Source organism: Amycolatopsis oliviviridis, assembly GCF_014654365.1.
GTDB lineage: Bacteria > Actinomycetota > Actinomycetes > Mycobacteriales > Pseudonocardiaceae > Amycolatopsis > Amycolatopsis oliviviridis.
In genome coordinates this window covers 290,007-313,261 of sequence record NZ_BNAY01000005.1, presented here as the reverse complement: position 1 = coordinate 313,261, position 23,255 = coordinate 290,007, and the positions used below count along the sequence as shown (strand labels likewise).

The window sequence follows — 23,255 nt, the reverse complement described above, 5'->3', positions numbered from 1 at the left end:
GCACGCAGACAGAGTCAAGTACGCTTGACCTATGTCATGGACCGCGACCGACCGCTACCGGTTACGCACCGCCCCCTCGGGGCTGGCGCTCGTTCAGGACTTCCTCAACACGAAGGCGATCAAGACGCACGGCCTCGACCTGCTGAGTGACGTCGACCTGGCCCGGCCCTGGGCCGCCGAGGCACTGAAGGAATGGTCGAAGACCCGGGACTCCGACGTGCCCGAGCTCACGCTGGGCCCGGGCGACCTCCGCGCGCTTCGCGATCTGCGGGAGTCGTTCGTTTCGCTCTTGGACGGCGACGACGCGGCCGTCGAGAAACCGATCAAGGCGGATCTCGCCGTACGCGACGGCGTCGTCCGGCTGTTCCCGTCCGGCACCGGACGGCAGTGGCTCGCTTCGGCGCTGTGGACGGAGACGCTGCTCGCGCAGCAGGCCGGGATCTGGCAGCGGCTGAAACTGTGCCGTCTCGACGGCTGCCGTTCGGCGTTCTACGACGTCTCGCGCAACAACAGCGGAGTCTGGCACGACGTGCGGACCTGCGGGAACGTCGCGAACCTGCGGGCTTCGCGGGAGCGGAAGAAGGCGCTCAGCTAAGAGCGGCGAGGGCCGACGGGATCGGGATCTCCCCGCCGATGACGTCGAACCCCTGGTTCTCGGTGAGCGGCTCGTCGAGGGTGGCGACCAGCACCGCGGCGACGTCGGCGCGGGAGACGTGCCCGGGTTCGAGGTGACCGCCGAGCTTGACGCGGCCGGCGGGCTGGTCGTCGGTGAGGGTGCCGGGGCGGACGATCGTCCAGTTCAGGCTCGACCGGCGCAGGACGCTGTCGGAGATCTGCTTCGCCATCAGGATGGACCGCACCAGGCGATCGCCCTGATCCGGCGAGTCCGCGAACTGCGCGGAAAGCTGCACGAACCGCGCGACACCGGCCTTCTCCGCGGCGCGGACGGCGGTGATCACGCCGTCGCGGTCGACGAGGTCGACCGAGGCCTGATCCGGATCGGGCGCGCCGATCGCGCTGATCACGACCTCGGAACCGGCGAGCGCTTCGACGAGGTCGTCCGCGTCGGCGGTGACGTCCGCGACCACGGTTTCGGCGCCGAGCCCGGCGACCTCCTCGGCGCGGCGGCGGCTGCGCAGCCCGGCCCGCACCTGATGTCCCCGCCCCCGCAGCAGCCGGACCACGTGAATCCCCGTCCGCCCCGACGCACCCAGCACTGTGACCCGCATGACAGGAGAGTCTGCCCGATCGCGGCCTCGCGCGCCGGTCACGCCGGCCCCACCGCGTTTCGTCCTCTAAATGCGCCAAAGCGCGTGAAGGCCCCCTTCACGCGGCTGAGCCGAGGGAAGGGGGCCTTCACGCGCATTGCAGGAGCGGAGCTAGAGGATCTCCGCCGCCGAGCCGACGTCCGGCAGCCCGCCGACGTCGGGGTTCAGGTCCCCGGCTCCGACGAGTTCCGCCTCGACCGCGTGCGGCTTGATCCGCCCGTCGCGGATGTCCTCCGCGTAGTGGCACGCGACCCGGTGCCCGGCGCCGATCTCCCGCAGCTGCGGGCGGTCGGTGTCGCACAGGCTCTGCTGCTTCCACGGGCACCGCGTGTGGAAGCGGCAGCCGGACGGCGGCCGCGCCGGCGAGGGCAGGTCACCGGCGAGCAGGATCTGCTCCCGGCTGTCCTCCACCGTCGGGTCCGGCACGGGGATCGCCGAAAGCAGCGCCCGCGTGTACGGGTGCAGCGGGTTCTCGTACAGCGTGTCGGCGTCGGCCTCCTCGACCAGCGAGCCGAGGTACATCACGCCGATGCGGTCGGAGATGTGCCGCACCACCGCGAGGTCGTGCGCGATCACCAGGTACGTGAGCCCGAGCTTCTCCTGCAGGTCCTCCAGGAGGTTGACGACCTGCGCCTGCACCGAGACGTCCAGCGCGGACACCGGCTCGTCGGCGACGATCAGGTCCGGCTGGACCGCGAGCGCCCGCGCGATGCCGATGCGCTGACGCTGGCCGCCCGAGAACTCGTGCGGGTACTTCCGCAGCGAGGACTCCGGAAGACCGACCGCGGCGAGGAGTTCACGCAACCGCTCGGCGGTCGCTTCCTTGTCCTTGTCGAGGCCGTGCGCCTTCATCCCTTCCGTCAGAATGGATTCCACCGACTGCCGAGGGTCCAAAGAGGACATCGGGTCTTGGAAGACCATCTGCATCCGGCGGCGCGCCTTGCGCAGTTCCTCGCCCTTGAGCCCGGCGACGTCGGTGCCGTCGAAGACGACCTTGCCCGCCGTCAACTCGGTCAGCCGGAGGATCGCCCTGCCCAAAGTGGACTTACCGCAGCCGGATTCCCCGACCAGGCCGTAGGTCTCACCCTTGCGGATGGCCAGATCGACACCGTCGACGGCGAACACGTGCCCGACCGTCTTGTCGACCACAATGCCGCGCTTGATCGGGAAGTGAACCTTGAGGTCTTCGACCTCCAGGAGCACTTCCTGCGCCGGTACCGCGTGCGTCATCGGGCCCCTCCTCGTGCGGCCACGGCCGGGATCACCGGGTTGTGGCAGCGCAGCAGCCCACCGCGATCGGGGGTCAGCTGCGGTGAAACCTCACGGCATACGCCGAGAGCGTTCGGGCAGCGGGGCGCGAACGCGCAACCGCCGTCCCACGGGATGTTGTCGGCGACGGATCCCTTGATGGGGATCAGTTTCTCGCCGCGGCCCGCGTCGAGACGCGGGATCGAGGCGAGCAGGCCGTGGGTGTACGGATGCCGCGGCTCGGCGAACAACGAGTGCCGCTCCGCGCGCTCGACGATCTTGCCGCCGTAGAGCACGTTGACCTCGTCGCAGAGACCGGCGACCACACCGAGGTCGTGCGTGATCATGATCAGCGCGGTCCCGGTGTCCTGCACCAGTTCGCGCAGCAACGCGAGGATCTGCGCCTGGATCGTCACGTCGAGCGCGGTGGTCGGCTCGTCGGCGATGAGCAGCCGCGGACGGCACGCCAGCGCGATCGCGATCAGCGCGCGCTGCCGCATCCCGCCGGAAAGCTGGTGCGGGTACTCGGAAAGCCGCCGCGACGGGTCGGGGATGCCGACCTTGTCCAGCAGCTCGACCGCTTCGACCGACGCCACCTTGCGCGACATCCCGCGGTGCCGCTCCAGCACCTCGGTGATCTGCAGCCCGATCGGGATGACCGGGTTCAGCGAGGACAGCGGGTCCTGGAAGACCATGCCGAGGTCACGGCCCCGGCGGTCCCGCATTTCCTTGTCCGACAGGCGAAGCAGATCCGTGCCTTCGAACGACACCGAACCGCTGACCTGGTTGCCGCGCTTCGCGAGCAGCCGCATGATCGCCAGCGAGGTCACGGACTTGCCGCAACCGGACTCGCCGACGAGACCGACCGTCTGGCCGGGTTCGACGTCGAAACTGACCTCGTCCACCGCGGTGAACGGCTTCTCGCCGCGTCGCTGGAAAACGACCTTGAGGTCGCGTACTTCAAGGAGAGCCATGAAAGATCACCGCCTGTTCTTCGGATCGAGGGCTTCCCGCAAGGACTCGCCGAGCAGCGTGAAGCCGAGCGCGACGATGATGATCGCGATGGCCGGGTAGTACGCCAGCTCGGGGCGGATGTCGAGGAACTGCCGGGCGCTGCGGCTCAGCATGATGCCCCATTCCGCCCGGTTCGGGTCCGGGTCGCCGAGACCGAGGAACGACAGCGCCGCCGCCTCGAGGATCGCCGTCGCCAGGGTCAGCGTGGCCTGCACGATGACTGGGCCGAGCGAGTTGGGCAGCATGTGCCGCAGCACGATCGTCCCGCGTTTGACGCCGAGTGACGTCGCCGCGAGCACATGGTCGCTGTTTCTCTGCGCGAGCATCGAACCGCGCAGCAAGCGCGCGAAGATCGGCACGCCGACCATCGACACGGCCACGATCACGGTCCACTGGCTCGGCTTCTGGAACAGCGCGGCGACCGAGATCGCCAGCAGCAGCGAAGGCACCGACAGCATGACGTCGACCAGGCGCATCAGCACCGTGTCGACCCAGCCGCCGAAGGCACCGGCGAGACCGCCGATGAGCATGCCGACCGCGACCCCGATGATCGTCGCGAGCACACCGACCAGCAGCGTGTTCTGGGCGCCGACGAGCAGCCGCGAAAGGTAGTCGCGGCCGAAGTCGTCGACACCGAGCGGGAAACCGGGCTGCGCGCCCGGGATGATGCCCTGGCCGAGAGCGACCTTGTCCTGCAGATACCGCTCGTAAGGGTCCTTCGGCGCGAGAAGCGGCGCGAAGATCGCCACCAGCAGGAACAGGCCGGTGATCACACCGCCGGTGATGGCCACCGGGCTCCGCAGCATCCGGCGCAGCGCCTCGCCGCCGAGGCTGTGCCCCTTCGCCGACGACGCGGCGAGCTTGTCGATCGGCTCCTTCTTCTTGTTCAGCAATGTGTTCATCGGACACGCACCCTCGGGTCGATGAGCCCGTACGAGACGTCGACCAGCATGTTCACCAGCACGTACACCAGCGCGCCGAACAGCAGCAGCGCTTGCAGGCGCGGATAGTCACGCCGTTCGATGCCTTCGGCGAGCAGGAAGCCGAGGCCGCGGAAGTTGAACACCCGCTCGGTCAGCACGGCGCCACCGAGCAGCGCGCCGGTCTGCAGGCCGATGGTGGTGACCACCGGGAGCAGGCCGTTGCGGAGCACGTGACGGCGCCGGACGATCGGCTGGGTCAGGCCCTTCGAGTTGGCCGTGCGGATGAAGTCCTCGTTCAGCACGTCCAGCACCGACGCGCGGGTGATCCGGACGATCACCGCGAGCGGGATGGTGGCCAGCGCGAACGCCGGGAGGATCAGGTGGAGGATCGCGTCCCAGGCGGCGTCCCATTCCTGGGTGATGATGCCGTCGAGGACCGCGAAGCCGGTGACCGTGGTGGCGTCGAGACCGGCCATCTGACGGCCCTGCGAGGGAAGTCCCAGCGGAGCGGCCAGCAGGTCCTGCATCATGTAGCCGAGGAAGAACACCGGCACGGCGACGCCGACCAGCGAAAGCACGATGATGACGTTGTCGACCGCCCCGCCGCGGAAGCGGGCGGACAGGTAGCCGAACGGGATGCCGAGCCCCACCGCGATGATCATCGCGCAGAGGCCGAGCTCGATGGTGGCGGGAAGGAAGTTCCCGATCTCCGACATGACCGGCTGGGCGGAGACCAGCGAGTTGCCGAAGTCGCCGGTGATGGCCCGGCCGAGGAACTTGAAGTACTGGACGAAGATCGGATCGTCGAGGCCGAGGATCCGGTTCAGGTCGGCGATCTTCTCCGGGGTCGCCTTGTCACCCAGGAGGGCGCCGGCGGGGCCACCGGGCAAGGACCGGAGCCAGGCGAAGATCAAAATGGACAGGATCAAGAGCGTCGGTATCGCTTGTAGCAGCCGACGCACGAGAAAACGGAGCACGTGCGTTCCTTTGTTGCCAGCCCGGGAATGGGCCACAGGGGGCGGGCGCGGTAGCGCCCACCCCCTGGTGGCTTAGTGGTGGTGGATCAGTTGACCGTGACGGTGTAGAAGCGCTCGTCGGTCAGCGGGCTGGCCACCAGGCCCTTCACCTTCGGGCCGACGACGATCGCCGGGGGGCCGTAGGAGATCGGGATGGCGGGCAGGTACTCCATGATCTTCTGGTTGGCTTCCTGGTAGGCCTTGGTGTGCGCCTCACCGGCGGGCGCGGCGTCCGCGGCGGCGAGAGCGGCGAACAGCTCCGGGTTGTTGAAGCCGAACTCCGCCTTTTCGCGACCGAAGAAGGTGCCGACGAAGTTGCCGGCGTCGTTGTAGTCACCGGTCCAGCCGAGCAGGTGGACGTCCTGCTTGCCGGCCTTCTGCACGTCGTCCTTGTAGCCACCGTTCCACGGCTTGGCGATCGGCTCGACCTTGATGCCCATGGCCTTCATGTCCTCGGACAGCGAGGTGAAGATGTCCGCCGGGTTCGGCATGTACGGCCGGGTGACCTCGGTCGGGTAGTAGAACTTCAGCGTCATGCCCTCGGCGCCGGCTTCCTTCAGAAGCTGCTTGGCACGGTTGAGGTCGTACGGGTACTTGGTGACGTTCTCGTTGTAGCCGTCGATCGCCTTCGGCACGAACTGGGTCGCGGTCTCGGCGCCCTCGGGGAGCTTCGACTTCACGAACTGGTCGCGGTTGAGACCGTAGGCCAGCGCCTGGCGGACCTTGGGGTCCTTCAGCTTCGGGTTGTTCGCCTGGTTGATGCCCAGGTACAGGATGTTGAACGACGGGCGGATGAGCACCTGCTCGCCGTCGTTGCGCAGCAGGCCGTAGTCCGCGGGCGACGGGTAGTCGTAGCCCTGGATGTCGCCGGCCTTCAGCGCCTGCTTGCGGGCGTTCTCGTCCGGGATGACCTTGAAGACCAGCTTGTCGAGCTTGGCCGTCTGGGTCGGCGAGTCGGTCGCCTTGGAGAGGGTGATCTCACCCTTGGCCTGGTCCCAGCTCTCGAACTTGAACGGGCCGGTGCCGGTCGGGTGCTTCAGCGCGTACTCCGGGTAGGAGAACGAGTCACCACTCTGGGTGACGTTGTCCGCGTTGTACTTCTTCAGCGCGTCCGGGCTCTGGATCGAGAACGACGGCAGCGTGAACGCGGCCGGGAAGGCGCCCTTGGCCTTGTTCAGGTTCAGGATCGCGGTCGACTCGTCCTTGGCCTGGCAGTCCTTGAAGACCGGGGCGCCGGCGGCGTCGCCCTCGTTCTTGGCGAAGCCCTCGAAGACGTCGCCGTAGTAGATCATCTGGCTCTGGGCCGCGGCGCCCTTCATGTTGAACATGCGGTTGAAGTTGAAGCAGACCGCTTCGGCGTTGAACGGGGTGCCGTCGTGGAACTTCACGCCCTTCTTGAGGGTGAAGGTCCAGGTCTTGCCTTCGTTGCTGCCTTCCCACTTCTCGGCCAAGCCGGGCTCGAGGTCCGCGGTCCCCGGCTTGTTCATGATCAGGGTGTCCATCATCTGGCGGATGATGCGGAAGGTCTCACCGTCGTCGTTGAAGAGCGGGTCGAAAGTCTTCGGGTTACCGGCGGCGCCGAAGACCATGCTGCCTCCCGAGCCACCCCCTGCGCCTTCTTCACGCTTCGAATCGGCACAGGCGGAAATGGAGACCGCGAGTGCGCCGGCAAGCCCGATCAGGGCCACACGGCGTGCTCGGGTCACCCGCAGTTGCTGCATCTGGCACCCCTTGAGGAGAATTTCGGTGTTTAGGCACCGTCCGGTCGGTCGGAAACTCGAACTCCGCGGACGATCGGTGTGCTCGCCGACACTAGCGGGAACTCAGCCCGCACTTAAGCACGCGAGGTTACGATCGCGCTACACGAAGGCCAATACGACCGCAAAGTGTCCGCAATTCCGCACTTAGTGTAATCAATTCCGGGTCACTAACGCGCAGAGTGCCGGTCCACTAACTCAAATGGGTGTCCACCACTAGGCTCATTGGATCACTGACAGAAGTGGACAGTGAGACCACGAAATCCGCCGCGGACCGGGTTCCGTCCACGGTGAACCAGCCTCGTTCGAACAGTTGCCAGCGGCGCAGATCCGCCCGCGATTCCTCGCCGTCCCGCCCGGCGGCACGGTCGAGGCGTTCGGCCTCGCTCCCGCCGTCCAACCAGGTCAGCAGGGACAACGACGGCCGCATCCGCGCCCTGCCACTGGAAACGCCCTCCAGCACCAGGACTTCGGGTACCGGGACTTCGACCGCTTCACCGGGCGACGGGACGCCGGAAGACCAATCCACGCGCCGGTAACGGCCGGACCTGCCCGCGCGCAGCGGTGCCAGGACACCGGTTTCCAGCCGGGGCCACCAGGAAACGGGTTCGTCCCAGGTCGCGAACTCGTCCGTGCTGACCAGCGCGACCCGGACGTCGCGACCGGCGAGTTCCGCCACGATCTTCCCGGCCAGGGTGGATTTCCCGGAGCCGGAAGGACCGTCGACGGCGAGTACGCGGACGGCCCCCAGCCTCGGCGGGGCCGCGAGAAGCGCGGCTATCAGCGGGCGCGTGCGGGGCTCACTTCGGGGAGCCCTTTGACGTTGTCGGGAGTCGCCGTCCGCGCTTCGAGCGCGGCGACGCGTTCCTCCAGGTCACGCTGGGCGTCGGCGAGTTCGCAGCGAAGCAGCGCGATCTCCTCGACGGAAGTCCGGACCTCTTCTTCGAGATGCCCGACCTCGGTCGAAAGATGCAACGCGACCAGCGCGAGAACCACACCGGCCAAGAGGAATACGAAGTTCGACGGCGTCTGGACGCCGGTAACGCGCGCCAAGAAGTCCGCGGCCTGCGGCACGAGGGCGAGCACGACCACGCCGATGGCGAGGACGAGCCAAACACCCGCGTACTTTTCCCGCAGTTTCCGCCGTCGCATCATCTCGAGGACGACGAACAGCACCAGACAGGCGACGACGATGCTGAGAATGCGCCAGCCAGCCATAATCAGCTCCTTTTACGCCGAATCCGACGAGTCGACGGCGGGGCGGCGGCGCACCAGCGCCAGCAGCAGGGCGAGTCCGGCGCGGCCGAGGTAGACGGCCGATTTCACCGGGGAATGGCTCGGTGTGCCACCGGCCCGTTCCCGCATGATCACCGGGATTTCCTTGATCTTCAGTTCGGCGCGGATCGCCATCACCAGCGATTCGACCGTGTCGCCGAGGTATTCGGCCGGGTAGTACGCGGCGAACATTTTGATCGCGCGCGGGCCCATCGCCTTGAACCCGGAGGTCACGTCGGTGAGCTTGGTCTTCCCGAGCCGGGAGAAAACGAACGAGAGCACGACCATCGCGTATTTCCGCGGGCCGCTCGCCTTGTACGCGCCCTTGCCCGCGAACCGCGAGCCGATCGCGATGTCGGCGTCGTCGAGCGCGTCCAGCAGGGCGGCGACCTCGTCGGGGTCGTGCTGGCCGTCCGCGTCCACCTGGACGACGACGTCGTAGCCGCGGGCGGCCGCGTACCGGAAGCCGGTGCGCATCGCCCCGCCGACGCCGAGGTTCACCGACAGGCGGGCCACCTCCGCGCCCGCCGCGCGGGCGAGCTTGGCCGTGTCGTCGGACGAGCCGTCGTCGACCACCAGCACGTCCATGCCCGGCAAGGACTGCTTGACCTGGGAAATGACCGCGCCGACACTGGCCTGCTCGTTGAGGGCAGGCATCACGATGAGCACGCGACGGGTGGTCACGGACGTACTGGACACTGGATCACTCTATCTTCTTACTGGCCGTGAGCGGTGTCGGACCCGGTGGTGGCGCCGGCGGCGACCACACCTTGCTGACCTTCGATTTCGTAGACGGACGCGTCGAGGTTGTGGAAAACGCGCTTGAAACCCGGAGTGATGTCGAGGCGCTGGAGACCCACCGCGGACTGCGCGTTGGGGGCCACCTTGCCCTTGCCGACGAGCACGTAGCGCACCTTGAGGTCGGTGAGCGCCTCGCGCACGCGCGGCTCGCGGTTGATGTCGTTCAGGAAGACGCTGAGCCAGCCCGCCTTGGTGGTGAACTCGGCGCCGTAGTTCGTCCATTCGACCGGCTGGACCCCCGCGAGGGCGTACATCCACACCGAGCCGTCGGCCTTGTCGTTCATGACGCGCTCGCCCGGCACGACGTGCTTGCCGAGCCAGTCGTAGGCCTCTTCCTCGCCCTTGCTGACCGAGGGGCCGTCCGCGCCGTAGTTCATCGCGAGCCGCGCGGAGTTGCGGCCGATGTAGCCGCCGCGGCTCAGCAACGTGACCACCAGGCCGATCACCAGCGCGCCCGCGATGGCCGCGGTGAACGGGTTCAGGTTCGGCCTGCGCTCGCCGAGCTTCTCGGCGAACCTGCCCGACGCGGTGTGCACGAACTCGCCGAACGCGACGGCGCCCGCCAGCGGCACGAGCGCGCCGAGCCGCCAGTGGTCGTTGTAGAACGGCCCGGTCAGGGTGTGGATGAGCGGGGTCTCCAGCGAGATCGTCGCGGCGAACAGGCCACCGAGGACGACGTACGCGCCGACCATCCAGAGCATCCGCCGGTGCTTGACCAGGAAGAACACCCCGATGATCGCCGGGATGCCGATCCACCACTGCGGGAACGACGCCATCGGCGAGAACGTGATGGTCTGCCCGAGCGCGCCGGACACGCTGGTCTCCGACGCCCAGTACGCGCTGGTCACGCCGCCCGCGTTGTAGAGCGCCGGCAGGACCTGCGGCACGCCGAGCACCGCCGCCATCACGACCGTGGCCACCAGCGAGGCGGCGCTCCGGCGCCAGTCGATCTTCTCCAAGCGGAACAGCACCGCGAGCAGGATCAGCAGGAAATAGACCATGATCACGAAGATCAGGCTGGTGTGCAGGCCGGCCAGCCCGGCGACGCCGACCCCGATCGCGATCGGACCGGCGACGCCGTTCGGCTTGAGCAGCAGGCGGGCGAGCGCGAGCATCGCGGGCACGAGCGCCACACCGGCGACGTACGGCCACAGCGGGCCGCGCCACAGCGAGTCGTACGGGAACGCGGTGAACCAGGTGGACACGGCCGCGGCGGCGGCGGTCGCGAGGACCGGCATGCGCCAGGCGCGGCACATCGCCGCGACGCCGACCGGGACGGTCAGCACGACCATGAGCGCCGCCAGGTTCAGCGTCGGCATCATCGTCAGGCCGCCCTTGCCGAAGACCAGGGCGAGCAGCGCGTGGTAGGTGTCCGGGTAGAAGTAGTCGGTCTGGTTCGGCAGGTTCGCGATGGTGCCGACCGTCGACGCGCGCGCGTCGCCGTGCTCGGCGATCCAGCGGACCAGGTTGCCGTGGAACGGGGCGTCCCAGCCCTGCTGGACGTTCTCCAGGGTGTGCGAGCCGCGCAGGAAGGTCACCGTGCCGACGCCGAGGCCGACCACGACACCGGCGCCGATCAGCAGGTGGTCGCGAAGGGAACGCTTCGTCTCGTCGTCGTCTTCGTCCTCGGCCCAGTCCGCGTGACGTTTCGCGGTGAAGCGGAGGACGAGGAACGAGAGGGCGAAGCCGAGCACGGACAGCAGCAGGACCCACAGGCCCACGTTCAGCATGGTCCAGCGGATGCCGAACCGGCCGAGGATCGGGATGCCGATGGCGACGAGGCCGAAGGTCAGCAGCGGGGCCGCGGCGGCGAGGGTCCAGCCGCGCAGCCTGATCGCGGCGCCGAAGACCAGACCCGGCAGCCAGAACGCCAGCAAGACCAAAAGAACGTTCATCGAATTCGCTGTCCAACCCTATTCGGCGTTAATAACGCCACCCCGTTCGCGGCGCGCGATGGCGCGGCCACACTATCGAGACGTTTCGGACGGCTTCGCGTTGCCCGTCTCCGGCGTGCCTCTCACCACGAAACCCATCACCACCAGCAGCCCGACCGTCGGACCGGCGGCGAGCCCGACCACGGCGCGCACGACGGTGTCGCCGGGGAAGAACAGCAGGACCAGCGCGGTCGCGGCGACGACCGCGGCCCAGGTGATGAGCACCTTCGTGGCCTTGGCCTGCGCGACGAGGACGGCGGCGAGCAGCTGCATCGCGGCCAGCAGCACCGACGACCAGACCAGCCCGGCCATCCACCAGGCCTCGGGGTTCTTGTCGGCGCCGTAGACCAGCCGGACCGCCCACGGGCCGATCAGCCAGCCGACCAGCGCGCCGAGGGCCCCGAGCGCCAGCGCGCCCATCGAGCCGAGGGCGAGCAGCCTGCGCAGCCGGTGCTTGCCCTCCTCGGTGCTGGACAGGCGCACCACGGTCGGGACCGCGAGGGCCTGGACCGGCGCCATCAGGGTGAGCGGTGTCCTGGCCACGAACAGGGCGAGGAAGAGCACGCCGAGCTTGTCCTTGTTCCCGCCGGGCGTGAGCAGGCCGACCAGGGCCGGATAGCCGGTGATGACACTCGCCGTGAGCCCCGCGCCCGCGAGGAGCATCAGCATGTTCTTGACGATCGGCTTCGCGGGCTCGTCGGCGTCCAGCTTGGGGTCGACCAGGCGGGCGGCACCGCGGGCGAACAGCAGCCACGCGAACGAGCCGGTCGCGGCGGCGATGGCGAACCAGTACACCTGGGTGAGCCCGGCGACCACCAGCGCGGCGACCGCGAGGATCCGCACGGCCGCCTCGACCAGGATCAGCCACGAGTAGGACCGGACGTGGTCCTGGCCGATGAGCAGCCCGCGCGCGGCGAACTGGAAGGCGAACGAGACACCGCCTGCCAGCACGATCACGGCGAGCGCGAACTGGCCGCCATAGACCTTGTCGGTCACCGGCGGGATCAGCGTGAACAGGGCCGCGACGGCGACCGCGATCAGGCTGGTGACGAAGGCGACCACGGCCGGTCGCCCGGCCTTGCGGCCTTCGAGCGCGGCGTGCGCGGACTGGCGCGAGATCTCCTGCTCCAGCGGGGACAGGGCGGCGCCCAGCCCCATCAGCATTCCCCAGAAGGAGAGCAAGACAGCGTTGTCGGCCTTGGACAGCGTCCGGCCCCAGACCACGGTGAGCACGTAGCCCAGCGCGATCGCGATCAGCAGGTAGACGCCGATGCGGCCGGCGGATTTCCCGGTGCTCTTGGCCAGTTTTTCGTCGCTCACCGCGTTGCTCATCGTTTGCGCCGGGACCGCAGCGCCATGAAGAGGCCGCGGATCGCCCCGGCCCCGAATCCGGCGGCGAACACCGGCGTGAGCTGGGCGACCGCCTTGGCCTCGGCCTTGGTCGCGCCGAACTTCGTCACCGCGAACCCGGCGGCGGCGGAACCCGCGGCGGCCAGCGTCACCGCGGTCTTCGGGCGCTTCGCGGCAACACCGAGCCCGAGCACGCCGACGGCCATCGCGGCGAACAGGCCGTTGCGCGCGGGGCCGGGCGACGCGAGATACGAATCGACGAACGTGGTGCCGCGGAAATACGACTGCCCGATGAACTTCTTGAACGAATCCCGGCCGTGGTAGGTCGCGGAGAACTCCGGCGCGAGGAAGATACGGTGCCGTTCCGCGATCCAGCGCAGAACACCCGTGTCGTCACTGGCGAAACGGACGTCTTCGAAGAGCGACTCGAACGCGTTCGAAGAATCCTCGAGAACGTCCTTCGGCGCGGAAAAGAATCCGGTGCCTTTGGGGAAGACGTCGAACTCTTCGAGACCGAACGACATCAACCGCGGGTTCGCGCAATAACGGCGCCACGGGATCTTGACCAGCCCCGCCATGAATCCCGCGTACGGATTGTGTTCGGAAGCGACGTTGATGTGACCGTTCCACACCGTGCGCTCGGGATGGTCGACGAGCTGGTCGCGCAGGAAGGTGAGCGAACCGGAGTCCACGATCACGCGGCTGTCGAGCAGCAGGATCTGCCGCCCGGACGCCTTCGCGATCCCCGCCCGGCGGGCCTCGAACCGGCCGCTGTTCGGCTGGGAGAGCACGGTGATGCCGTAGAGCTCCTGCAGCTTGGTGAGCTTGTCGCCGGTGCCGTCGGTGCTGCCGTCGTCGACCACGACCACCTCGACCGGCCAGTTCGCCGCCTGTGCCGACGCGATCAGCGCGCCCACACTGCGGTCGATCCAGTTCTGCTCGTTGTAGACCGGGATCACGACGGACAGGGCCGGGAGGAGCGAATTCGCACTCACCCCGGCGAGGCTACCTTGCGCGGCCCACCAGTATCCTTCGGGCACCGCAGACCCCGACAGAATGGCTCTTCCGGTGATTTCCTTCATTCTCGGCACCACGGCGGAACTGATCAAAATCGCGCCGGTCTACCACGGCATCCTCGAACGCGGGGTCCGGCCGAAGATCTGGTTCACCGCCCAGCACGTCGACGAGGTCTCGGACGTGCTCGCCGACCTGAACCTCCCGGAGCCCGACGTCTGGCTCGTCCCGAAGGAGAAGGCGCACAACCTGGAGTCGCCCGCGCAGGTGCCCGGCTGGGCCGCTCAGGTGCTGCGGACCGCGTGGAGCCGCCGCGCCGAGCTGAAGGCCGCGCTGGTCGAGGACGGGCGCCCGCCGCTGGTGCTGGTGCACGGCGACACCTTCACCACGCCGTACGGCTCGCTCATCGGGAAGCGGATCCTCAAGTCGCGGGTCGGGCACGTCGAGGCGGGCGCGCGCTCGGGCAGCATCATGTCGCCGCTGCCGGAGGAGCTGAACCGGAAGATCGCCGCGAAGATCGTCGACATGCACTTCGCGCCGAGCGCGCGTGAGGTGAACAACCTCCGCAACGCGCGCGGCGTCGTCGTCGACACCGAGGCGAACACCGCGATCGACGCGATGCGGCTGGCCATCAACGGGCCGCTCGACATCGAGGGGCTGCCGGAGAAGTTCGGCCTCGCCACCCTGCACCGCTTCGAGCTGGTCTCGCGCGCGGACAAGTACCGCGAGGCGCTAGAGATCCTGCGCGAACAGAGCAAGCAGATGCCGATCCTCTACATGGCGGGCGCGCCGGAGCGCGAGAAGATCCGCGCGCTGGGCCTGGCGAACCTCTTCGACGAGAAGAACTTCATCATCCAGCCGAAGATGCGGTACCTGAAGTTCCTGCCGCTGGTCGCGCGCGCGGAGTACGTCGTCACCGACTCCGGCGGCCTTTCGGCCGAGTGCTACTACCTCGGCCTGCCGTGCGCCGTGCACCGCGAGCGCACCGAGACGCCGCAGCACCTGGGCGAGACCGTCGTGCTGACCGAGATGCGCGGGGACAAGCTGCAGAACTTCCTCGACACCTACCAGAACCGCCGCGGCGAGTCGTGGGTCGAGAAGTTCCACCCGTCGGAGATCATCGTCGACACCCTGGCCCGCCTCGGCTACTGCTAGTTCTAATCGCGCGCTGCCGCAAACGCGCCGAAGGGGCGCCCGTTCCGCATTCACCTCACGGTGAGTGTGAAGGGCGCCCCTTCATCGCGTTTCCGGGGGCCTTCGGCCCAAAAGAGGGCGCGCGACTGGTGAAGTCTCCCCGTCGCGCTGACGCGCTGCCCGGGGAGACCTCCGCCGGTCACCTCGGCTGTCGCTCCGGGCTAGAGAGCCCGGCGGCCGGAGAGGGCGCGGCCCAGCGTCAGCTCGTCCGCGAACTCCAGGTCACCGCCCATCGGCAGACCGGACGCCAGCCGCGTCACCGTCAAGCCGGGGAAGTCGCGAAGCATCCGCACGAGATACGTCGCTGTCGCCTCGCCTTCGGTGTTCGGGTCGGTCGCGATGATGATCTCGCTGATCTCGGCGCCACCGATCCGCGCGAGCAGCTCACGCATGCGCAGCTGCTCCGGGCCGATGCCGGACAACGGGTCCAGCGCGCCGCCGAGCACGTGGTAGCGGCCCTTGAACTCGCGCGTCCGTTCGACGGCGAGCACGTCCTTGGGCTCCTCGACCACGCAGATGACCGTGAGGTCGCGGCGGGTGTCGCGGCAGATCCGGCAGGTCTCCTGTTCCGAGACGTTGCCGCAGACCTCGCAGAACTGCACGCCTTCCTTGACCTTGCCGAGCACTTCCTGCAAACGCGCGATGTCCGCGGGATCGGCCGCCAGCAGGTGGAAGGCGATCCGCTGCGCGCTCTTGGGACCGACGCCGGGCAGCCGCCCGAGTTCGTCGATCAGATCCTGGACGACACCCTCGTACAAGCTAGCCGCCGAGCCCGGGGAAGCCGCCGAGGTCCGGCATCCCGCCGCCGAGGCCGCCGGCGAGCGGGCCGAGCTTCTGTTCGGTGAGCTTCTGCGCGTTGGCCGAAGCGTCCCGCACGGCCGCGACGACCAGGTCGGACAGGGTCTCGACGTCGTCGGGGTCGACCACCTTGGGGTCGATGGCCAGCGACTTCAGCTGGCTGTCGCCGGACACGGTCGCGGTGACGAGACCGCCGCCGGAGGTGCCGGTCACCTCCGTGTTGGCCAGCTCTTCCTGGGCTTCGACCAGCTTCTGCTGCATCTGCTGGGCCTGCTGCATGATCTGCGACAGGTCGAAGCCGCCACCGGGTTGCACCATGATCCGATCGGTCCTCTCCTGGAAAATCCTGTGCCGCCTACCAGACTAGCCGTCACGCGTATGGCACCGTTGGCGCCGTGCGACGACAGCTGGGCCTTGTGGTGGCGATCGGATTGACGCTGTTCGCGGCGTGCGGCGTGGACAGCGCCGCGCCACCGCCGGGAAACCCGTCCGCGCCGGGCACCACCACGGTCTTCACCACCCTTCCGCAGCCGAGTCCGTCGTCGAGCACGCCGCCGCCGAGCGCGCCCCCGCCGCCTCCGGCCACCCAGCAGCCGAAGACCGGCAAGGTCGTCGTGCTGGATCCCGGCCACAACGGCGGCAACGCGAGCAAGCCCGGCGAGATCAACAAGCAGGTCCCGGCGGGGCGCGGCAAGACGAAACCGTGCAACACCACCGGAACCTCGACGAATTCCGGCTATTCCGAGCACGCGTTCACCTGGGACGTCTCGCAGCGGATCTCGCAAGCCTTGACCGCCAAGGGAATCCGGGTCGTCCTGACCCGGCAGAACGACACCGGCGTCGGGCCGTGCGTCAACGAACGCGCGGCGATCGGGAACGACGCGCAGGCGGACGCGGTCGTGTCGATCCACGCGGACGGCTCGAATTCCGCCGGGGCGCACGGATTCCACGTCGCCTACCCGGCCCCGCCGCTGAACCCGCAGCAAGGCGAGCCGTCGGTGAAACTCGCGACGGCGTTGCGGGACGGCATCCGCGCGGGCGGCTTCCCGACGTCGAACTACCTCGGCTCGAACGGGCTCGCGCCGCGCGCCGACCTCGGCGGGCTCAACCTCTCGACCCGCCCGTCCGCGCTCGTCGAATGCGGGAACATGCGCAACTCCGACGAGGCCGCGGCGATGTCGAGCGAAGAAGGACGTCAGCAGTACGCCGCCGTCATCGCGAAGGCCATCGAGGACTACCTCGCTCGCTGACGTCCCGCGTTTCGTCCTCTGGATGCGGTCCTTGACTACTTGCGTTCGTCCAGGGGGCGGGCGTTGAGGTGGTCGGCGAGCAGCTTCCGCGCGATCTCTTCCGGATCCTTCTCCGGCGGGAGCGGCGGAGGCGGCGGCGCGGGGCTCGCGTCCTCGTTGTAGAGATCCTCGTCGTCCTCGACCGGCTCGGGCGGGAGCGGGATGTCCGGTTCGCTGGTCGTCACCTTCGGCCGCTCGGGCTCCGGCTTCGGCGCGGGCGGTGCCGGAGGGGCGCTGGGCGTTTCGACGGACCGGCGGGTGAAGGACCGCTCGGGCGCGGGCGGTGGCGGCGCGGCCTTGGGCGCGGCGGCCTGCCGGGCCTGCGCGGCACCGTGGACGCACCGCACCTGCCAGTCGCCGCCGAAGACCTCTTTGAACGCGGCCGCGACGCGTTCCGCGTTGTGCGGCTCGGAAAGCCTGCGCGCCAGCGGTTCCGCGCTGTGCGTGAGCGTGACGGCGTTGCCCTCGACGGTCACCACGCTCGCCTGCGTGAGCATCGCTTCGGTGCTGCGGCCGCCGGGGACCTTGCGGATCGCGGCCAGCACGTGCGGCCAGCGACCGCGGATGCCTTCCACGTCAGTCCCGCCTGCCGAAGCCGCCGCGGGCGCCGGAGCGGGCGCGGCCGGAGGCGGGGTGGGCACGGAAGGACGTTGAGGAGCGGGCCGTTCGGCGACCGGCTCGGGCCGCGCGACCGGCTGAGCGGCAGGCTGCGCGGCGGGTTGAGGAGCGGCCTGAGGAGCCGGCGCGGGTGGCTGAGCGGGAGCGGCGGCTCGCTGCGACGGCCGCTGGAACTCGCGGACGGGCTCACCCGAGGGGGCGACAGGCGCGGGCGCGACCTGAGCGACCGGGGCGGCCTGACCGGCGGGAGCGGCCTGACCGGCTTGGACCGCGACAGCGGCGACGGGCGCCGGAGCCGAAGCGGCCCGGCGCTCCAGCCGTTCGAGACGGGCGAGCAGCGCTTCAGTGCCCTCGGCGACCGACGGCAGCAGCATCCGCGCCGTCAGCAGCTCCAGCACCAACCGGGGCGAGGTCGCGCCCCGCATCTCCAAGAGTCCATTGTGGACGATGTCGGCGTACCGCGAGAGCGTGGCGGGTTCCAGCTTTCCCGCCTGCTCCTTCATCTTCTTGAGCTCGTCGTCCGGCGCGGAGACCAGTCCGCGCTCACCCGCGTCTGGCACCGAACGCAGCATCACCAGGTCGCGCAGGCGGTCGAGCAGGTCGGTGGCGAAACGGCGCGGGTCGTGCCCGGCCTCGGCGAGGCTCTCGACGGTGCCGAAGACCCCGGACGCGTCGTCCGCGGCCAGCGCGTCGACCATGCCGTCGATGAGCGCGACGTCGGTGACGCCCAGCAGGGACACCGCGCGCGAGTAGTCGACGCCGTCCGGCCCGGCTCCCGCCAGCAGCTGGTCCAGCACCGATTGCGTGTCCCGCGCCGAACCGCCGCCCGCGCGGATGACCAGCGGGTACACGGCGGGCTCGACCTTCGCGCCCTCGGCGGCGACGTTGCGTTCGAGCAGCTCGCGCATGGAACTCGGCGGGATCAGCCGGAAGGGGTAGTGGTGCGTCCGCGACCGGATGGTGGGCAGCACCTTGTCCGGTTCGGTGGTCGCGAAGATGAAGATCAGGTGCTCCGGCGGCTCCTCCACGATCTTCAGCAGGGCGTTGAAGCCCTGCGTGGTGACCATGTGCGCCTCGTCGATGATGAAGACGCGGTAGCGCGAGTCCGCCGGGGCGTAGAAGGCCCTGTCCCGCAGTTCGCGGGCGTCGTCGACACCACCGTGGCTGGCGGCGTCGAGTTCGGTGACGTCGACGCTGCCGGGGCCTTCGGGCGCGAGGTTCCGGCACGAGTTGCACTCGCCGCACGGATCCGGCGTCGGGCCTTTGGCGCAGTTCAGCGACCGCGCCATGATGCGCGCGCTCGACGTCTTGCCGCAGCCGCGGGGGCCGGAGAAGAGGTAGGCGTGGTTGATGCGACCGGCGGCCAGCGCGGTGCGCAGCGGATCGGTCACATGCTCCTGCCCGACGACCTCGGCGAAGGTAGCCGGACGGTACTTTCGGTATAGAGCTAGAGCCACGCGGCGAGACTACCGGGAAGGTCCGACGGTGAGACCAGCACCGACCCCAGGCACGTATCCCGTCCGCTTCGGCACCGCCGAACTGCTCCGTGACGCGGACCGCGCCAACGCCTGGATGATCTCGGTCGACGGCGTCGCCCAGTCGCACGTCAACCTCGACGATCCCTTGGATCTCGAATTCGACTACATCCGCCGCATCGCCGACGTCGTCGACTGCCTCGGTGAAGGGCCGCTCGACGTGCTGCACGTCGGCGGGGCGGCCTGCACGCTTCCCCGCTACGTCGCCGCGGCACGGCCGCGCTCGCGTCAGCTGGTGTTCGACGCCGACGGCGAACTCGTCGCGCTCGTCCGCGAGCAACTGGGCCTGAAGGGGCTGAAGGTGCGTGTCGGCGACGGTCGCGAAGGCGTCTCCGGCAGGTACGACGCTTCGGCCGACCTCGTCATCGTGGACGCCTTCGAGCGTGGAGTCCTGGCCGGCGGCCTCGCGACCGTGGAGTTCACGAACGAGATCGCGCGTGTCCTCCGCCCGGCGGGCACCTACGTCGCCAACGTCTCGGACGGCCCGAACCTGCCGTTCCTCCGCCGGTTCCTGGCGACGGTGGCGACGTCGTTCCCGCATCTCGCGCTGCTCGCGGAACCGGGCGTGCTCCGGGGCCGCCGCTTCGGGAACATCGTGGTCGCCGCTTCCCGGGTCGAACTGCCCGTCACGGATCTGACCCGCCGAGCCGCTTCCTCGGCCTATCCAGCCCGCTGCGTCGCGGGCCAAGACCTCCGCGACCTGCAAGGCAAGGCAAAACCCATCACGGACGCCGAAGCCCTGCCGTCCCCGGTACCGCCCAAGGATGTCTTCGGGATCTTCTAAACCCGAACCCGGTCACCCAAGCGACCAACCGTGGGGGTCCGGGGGGCGAAGCCCCGCCGGGCGGGCTTGGGGTCGCACCCCAAAAAATAAGGCGGATCCCGCGCACCCGTCAGAGCTTGCTTATCCTTGCTGCCTTCCGGCCCTGGGGAGGTTCACAAGATGGACGCCGCGCGGGATCCGGGTACCAGTGTAGACACTCCCGTCCAGGCATGGAGGACAGTGGGGGGTATGAGTACTCCGACCTGGGAAGATGTCCTCAAGGCCGCCGAAGCCGTCCACCCGTTCGTGCGACGCACGCCGGTGTTGCGCGCCGAGGTCGACGGGCGGCCGCTGGTCCTCAAGCTGGAGCAGCTGCAGCGGAGCGGGTCGTTCAAACTGCGGGGCGCGGTGAACGCGCTGGTGAGCGGGCCGTTGCCGGAGCGGGTGCTGACGGCGTCCGGCGGCAACCACGGGCTGGGGGTGGCGACGGCGGCTTCCCTGCTGCATCTGCCCGCGACGGTGTACGTGCCGGAGTCGGCTCCGCAGGCGAAGACGGACCGCATCGAGGCCGCGGGCGCGAAGCTCGTCCGGCACGGCGCGACGTACGCCGAGGCGGCCGCGAAGGCGCTCGAAGCCGCCTCTGAGCCGGGTACGCGGTATCTGCACGCGTACGACGACCCCGCCGTCGTCGCCGGTCAGGGCACCGTCGCGGCCGAAGTGGTCCAGGACGCGCCGGACGTCGACGCGTTCCTGGTCGCGGTCGGCGGAGGCGGGCTGGTCGCGGGGACCTCGCTGGCCGGGCTGCCGACGTTCGCCGTCGAACCGGAGCGATGCCGCGCGCTCGGCGCCGCGCTGGAGGCGGGTGAGCCGGTGGACGTCGAGATCGACTCGGTGGCGGCGTCCGCGCTGGGCGCGACCAGGGTCGGGAGCGTCCCGTTCGCCGTGCTCCGGGATCGGGCGACGTCCGTGCTGGTCAGCGACGCCGAACTGCTCGCCGCGCGAGACCGGCTCTGGGAGGAGTTCCGCCTCGCCGTCGAACCGGCCGCCGCGGTCCCGTTCGCCGCGTGGCTGGCCGGGCGGACCGGTGGCGAGCTGCCGTGCGTCATCCTGTGCGGCGCGAACAGCGAGTGGGCGCCCTGACTCAGCCCGCGCGCAGCACGACCCGGAACTCCGTCCGTCCCGGGCGGCTGGTGACCCCGACCTGCCCGCCGTGCGCGGCGACGACGGCCGCGACGATGGCCAGGCCGAGCCCGGTGCTGCCCGCCGCCCGCGACCGCGAATCGTCGCCGCGGGCGAAGCGTTCGAAGACCTCGGGGAGGATCTCCGGCGGGATCCCCGGCCCACCGTCGACAATGGACAGTGCCACCGCCGAGTCCACTATGGACAATGAGACGGTGACCTCGGTGCCGGACGGGGTGTGCGTGCGCGCGTTGCCCAGCAGGTTGATCACCACCTGGTGCAGCTGGTCCGCGTCACCGAGGACGGTGATCGGTTCCGGCGGGACTTCCAGCCGCCATTCGTGCTCCGGCCCGGCGACGTGCGCGTCGGCGACGGCGTCCGCGACCAGGCGGGAGAGATCGACCGGCTGATGCACCACCGGGCGCCCGGAATCGAGCCGCGCGAGCAGCAGCAGATCCTCGACAAGGCCGGTCATCCGCGTCGATTCCGACTCCACCCGGCCCATCGCGAACGCGATGTCCGGCGGTACCTCGGAACCAGACCGCCGGGTGAGTTCCGCGTAGCCGCGGATGGCCGCGAGCGGGGTCCGCAGTTCGTGGCTGGCGTCCGCGACGAACCGGCGCACCCGGCTTTCGCTGGCCTGCCGGGCGGAAAGCGCGTTCGAGATGTGGCCGAGCATGCGGTTGAGCGCGAAACCGACCTTGCCGACCTCGGTGCGCGGGTCGGTGTCCACTTCGGACACTCGTTCGGACAGCGCGACCTCGCCGCGGTCGAGCGGGAGTTCCGAGACCCTGGTCGCGGTGGCGGCCAGCCGGTCGAGGGGTTTCATGGTCCGCCGCACGGTCACCGCGCCGAGCGCGCCCGCCAGCAGGATGCCGCCGACGGCCACCCCGCCGAAGATGAAACCCAGGTTCCACAACGTGTCCGTGACGTCCTTTGTGGGCAGGCCGGTGATCGCGACCCCGCCGCTGGAAGTCTGTTTCGCCACCACGCGGTACTCCCCGAGCGACCCGAGATCCACGTCGGTGGGCTCGTTGCCCGACACCGACCGCACCAGGGTGGCGACCTGGGACGGGCTGATCTCGTCGTGCGGGAACGGGTCGGTGACCTTCGCGTCGTAGCTGGACCGGAGCACGGCGGCGAGCACGCGGCCGTCCGGGAACACGTTCACGAACAGCGAACCGGTGCTCTGACCGTAAGCGCGCAGGCCTTCCGGAACCCTTTCCCCGCCGGGACGGCCCGGTGGCGGCGGACGGCTCGCGCGTTCACTGGTCTCGTGGAGCCGGGAGTCGAGCTGGCCGATCAGGAAGTCCCGCAACGCCAGTTCGGTCACCACGCCCACCACCAGGCAGACGAGCGCGAGCAGCCCCGCGACCTGCGCGATCAGCCGCCGCCGCAGGGACCAAGGCCGCTTACCCCGCGGGCTTGAGGACATACCCGGCGCCGCGCATCGTGTGGATCATCGGTTCCCTGTCGGCGTCGATCTTCTTGCGAAGGTAGGAAATGTACAGCTCGACGATGTTGGCCTGGCCGCCGAAGTCGTAGCTCCACACCCGGTCCAGGATCTGCGCCTTCGACAGCACGCGCTTCGGATTGCGCATGAGGTAGCGCAGCAGTTCGAACTCGGTCGCGGTCAACGGCACCAGATCGCCGCCGCGATGCACTTCGCGGCTGTCCTCGTCCAGGGTCAGGTCGCCGACGACCAGCGCCGACCCGCTCGGCCCGGCGACCCCGCCCGCGCGGCGGAGCAGCGCGCGCAGTCTCAGCGCGACCTCCTCCAGGCTGAACGGCTTGGTGACGTAGTCGTCGCCGCCCGCGGTGAGCCCGGCGATCCGGTCCTCCACCGCGTCCTTCGCGGTCAGGAACAGCACCGGCAGGTTGGGCACCTCCGCACGCAGGCGGCGCAGGACGTCCAGGCCGCTCATGTCCGGCAGCATGACGTCGAGGACCACCGCGTCCGGCCGGAATTCCCTGGCGACGCGGACGGCCTCGGTCCCGTCACCGGCGGTGCGGATGTCCCAGCCCTCCATGCGCAGGGCCATCGACACGAGCTCGGACAAGGTCGCTTCGTCGTCGACGACCAGCACCCGCACAGGACTGCCGTCGGCACGGCGCAGGCCTGCCTTCGCGGAACCGGACGACGGGACGTTCACACTGGTCATGGTGCCATCCTGCGCGGCGCCGATGAGCCTTCTCTGTGTCCCGGCTGTGCGTTTCCTGTGAACGATCACCCGGCCGGGCGGGAATCACAGCGGGTGCCCACCGGCGGCACAGCTTCC

General features: G+C 69.4%; 22 protein-coding genes and 1 other RNA gene. 5 read left to right on the top strand and 18 right to left on the bottom strand.

All coding sequences use genetic code 11. The annotated features are described in order from the left end of the window. Window positions 1–31: 31 nt before the first annotated feature. On the top strand, window positions 32–595 hold the full coding sequence (locus IE302_RS23170) for a CGNR zinc finger domain-containing protein (RefSeq protein ID WP_191256577.1): 564 nt from the start codon (window positions 32–34) through the stop codon (window positions 593–595). On the opposite strand, the gene IE302_RS23165 is transcribed toward IE302_RS23170, so the two are convergent. The 12 genes from IE302_RS23165 to IE302_RS23110 all read right to left on the bottom strand — a co-directional run bounded on the left by IE302_RS23165 (window position 588) and on the right by IE302_RS23110 (window position 13,581). After that, the gene (locus IE302_RS23165) at window positions 588–1,229 is read right to left on the bottom strand and encodes an SDR family oxidoreductase (protein ID WP_191256576.1); all 642 of its coding nucleotides are present in this window, start codon (window positions 1,227–1,229) and stop codon (window positions 588–590) included. The two genes, IE302_RS23170 and IE302_RS23165, sit on opposite strands and share 8 nt — an antisense overlap. Window positions 1,230–1,379: 150 nt before the next feature. Continuing rightward, window positions 1,380–2,498 (bottom strand): ABC transporter ATP-binding protein, encoded by a 1,119-nt coding sequence (locus tag IE302_RS23160; protein ID WP_191256575.1) that lies wholly within the window; start codon window positions 2,496–2,498, stop codon window positions 1,380–1,382. Continuing rightward, complete coding sequence (locus IE302_RS23155; RefSeq protein WP_191256574.1) at window positions 2,495–3,490, bottom strand: ABC transporter ATP-binding protein; 996 nt, start codon at window positions 3,488–3,490, stop codon at window positions 2,495–2,497. Before IE302_RS23155 ends, IE302_RS23160 begins: the two co-directional genes overlap by 4 nt. Before the next feature lie 6 nt (window positions 3,491–3,496). Beyond that, window positions 3,497–4,432 (bottom strand): ABC transporter permease, encoded by a 936-nt coding sequence (locus tag IE302_RS23150; protein WP_191256573.1) that lies wholly within the window; start codon window positions 4,430–4,432, stop codon window positions 3,497–3,499. Further along, window positions 4,429–5,430, bottom strand: coding sequence for an ABC transporter permease (locus tag IE302_RS23145; protein WP_191256572.1), 1,002 nt, complete (start codon window positions 5,428–5,430; stop codon window positions 4,429–4,431). The genes IE302_RS23150 and IE302_RS23145 overlap by 4 nt, the downstream gene beginning before the upstream one ends. 86 nt (window positions 5,431–5,516) lie before the next feature. After that, window positions 5,517–7,190 (bottom strand): ABC transporter substrate-binding protein, encoded by a 1,674-nt coding sequence (locus IE302_RS23140; RefSeq protein ID WP_444541945.1) that lies wholly within the window; start codon window positions 7,188–7,190, stop codon window positions 5,517–5,519. Between the two features lie 229 nt (window positions 7,191–7,419). Then, the gene (locus tag IE302_RS23135) at window positions 7,420–7,905 is read right to left on the bottom strand and encodes a uridine kinase (protein WP_229907908.1); all 486 of its coding nucleotides are present in this window, start codon (window positions 7,903–7,905) and stop codon (window positions 7,420–7,422) included. Window positions 7,906–8,006: 101 nt separating this feature from the next. Next, window positions 8,007–8,444: a DUF2304 domain-containing protein gene (locus tag IE302_RS23130; protein WP_020632199.1), complete on the bottom strand. Its 438-nt coding sequence runs from the start codon at window positions 8,442–8,444 to the stop codon at window positions 8,007–8,009. A gap of 12 nt (window positions 8,445–8,456) precedes the next feature. Next, window positions 8,457–9,158, bottom strand: coding sequence for a glycosyltransferase family 2 protein (locus IE302_RS23125; protein ID WP_093932361.1), 702 nt, complete (start codon window positions 9,156–9,158; stop codon window positions 8,457–8,459). A gap of 59 nt (window positions 9,159–9,217) precedes the next feature. After that, window positions 9,218–11,197: a DUF6541 family protein gene (locus tag IE302_RS23120; RefSeq protein ID WP_191256570.1), complete on the bottom strand. Its 1,980-nt coding sequence runs from the start codon at window positions 11,195–11,197 to the stop codon at window positions 9,218–9,220. A gap of 72 nt (window positions 11,198–11,269) precedes the next feature. Continuing rightward, complete coding sequence (locus tag IE302_RS23115; protein WP_191256569.1) at window positions 11,270–12,568, bottom strand: polysaccharide biosynthesis protein; 1,299 nt, start codon at window positions 12,566–12,568, stop codon at window positions 11,270–11,272. After that, window positions 12,565–13,581, bottom strand: a complete 1,017-nt coding sequence (locus tag IE302_RS23110; protein WP_191256568.1) for a glycosyltransferase family 2 protein — start codon at window positions 13,579–13,581, stop codon at window positions 12,565–12,567. The genes IE302_RS23115 and IE302_RS23110 overlap by 4 nt, the downstream gene beginning before the upstream one ends. Before the next feature lie 61 nt (window positions 13,582–13,642). Here IE302_RS23110 and IE302_RS23105 point away from each other — a divergent pair, with 61 nt between their 5' ends. Beyond that, a complete protein-coding gene (locus tag IE302_RS23105; RefSeq protein ID WP_020632204.1) occupies window positions 13,643–14,755 on the top strand; it encodes a UDP-N-acetylglucosamine 2-epimerase in 1,113 nt (370 codons plus the stop codon). A gap of 200 nt (window positions 14,756–14,955) precedes the next feature. On the opposite strand, the gene recR is transcribed toward IE302_RS23105, so the two are convergent. Both recR and IE302_RS23095 read right to left on the bottom strand, forming a co-directional pair. Further along, the gene (gene recR, locus IE302_RS23100) at window positions 14,956–15,552 is read right to left on the bottom strand and encodes a recombination mediator RecR (protein WP_005166260.1); all 597 of its coding nucleotides are present in this window, start codon (window positions 15,550–15,552) and stop codon (window positions 14,956–14,958) included. 1 nt (window position 15,553) lies between these two features. Further along, the gene (locus IE302_RS23095; protein ID WP_005166259.1) at window positions 15,554–15,910 is read right to left on the bottom strand and encodes a YbaB/EbfC family nucleoid-associated protein; all 357 of its coding nucleotides are present in this window, start codon (window positions 15,908–15,910) and stop codon (window positions 15,554–15,556) included. Window positions 15,911–15,999: 89 nt separating this feature from the next. On the opposite strand from IE302_RS23095, the gene IE302_RS23090 reads away from it, so the two are divergent. Further along, a complete protein-coding gene (locus IE302_RS23090) occupies window positions 16,000–16,842 on the top strand; it encodes an N-acetylmuramoyl-L-alanine amidase (RefSeq protein WP_191256922.1) in 843 nt (280 codons plus the stop codon). Between the two features lie 35 nt (window positions 16,843–16,877). On the opposite strand, the gene IE302_RS23085 is transcribed toward IE302_RS23090, so the two are convergent. Beyond that, complete coding sequence (locus IE302_RS23085) at window positions 16,878–18,956, bottom strand: DNA polymerase III subunit gamma and tau (RefSeq protein WP_191256567.1); 2,079 nt, start codon at window positions 18,954–18,956, stop codon at window positions 16,878–16,880. 28 nt (window positions 18,957–18,984) lie between these two features. Here IE302_RS23085 and IE302_RS23080 point away from each other — a divergent pair, with 28 nt between their 5' ends. Further along, on the top strand, window positions 18,985–19,818 hold the full coding sequence (locus IE302_RS23080) for a spermidine synthase (RefSeq protein ID WP_191256566.1): 834 nt from the start codon (window positions 18,985–18,987) through the stop codon (window positions 19,816–19,818). 86 nt (window positions 19,819–19,904) lie between these two features. On the opposite strand, the gene ffs is transcribed toward IE302_RS23080, so the two are convergent. Beyond that, window positions 19,905–20,001: signal recognition particle sRNA small type (ffs, locus tag IE302_RS23075), an RNA gene on the bottom strand. A 45-nt stretch (window positions 20,002–20,046) separates the two neighbouring features. Between ffs and IE302_RS23070 the strand changes: the two genes are divergently transcribed. Further along, entirely contained in the window at window positions 20,047–20,937 is an 891-nt protein-coding gene (locus tag IE302_RS23070) for a serine/threonine dehydratase (RefSeq protein WP_191256565.1), read from the top strand. Window position 20,938: 1 nt separating this feature from the next. Here the strand turns inward: IE302_RS23070 and IE302_RS23065 are convergent, their stop codons facing one another. After that, on the bottom strand, window positions 20,939–22,411 hold the full coding sequence (locus IE302_RS23065) for a sensor histidine kinase (protein ID WP_229907907.1): 1,473 nt from the start codon (window positions 22,409–22,411) through the stop codon (window positions 20,939–20,941). Beyond that, entirely contained in the window at window positions 22,389–23,138 is a 750-nt protein-coding gene (locus IE302_RS23060; protein ID WP_308436918.1) for a response regulator transcription factor, read from the bottom strand. The genes IE302_RS23065 and IE302_RS23060 overlap by 23 nt, the downstream gene beginning before the upstream one ends. Between the last annotated feature and the right edge of the window lie 117 nt (window positions 23,139–23,255).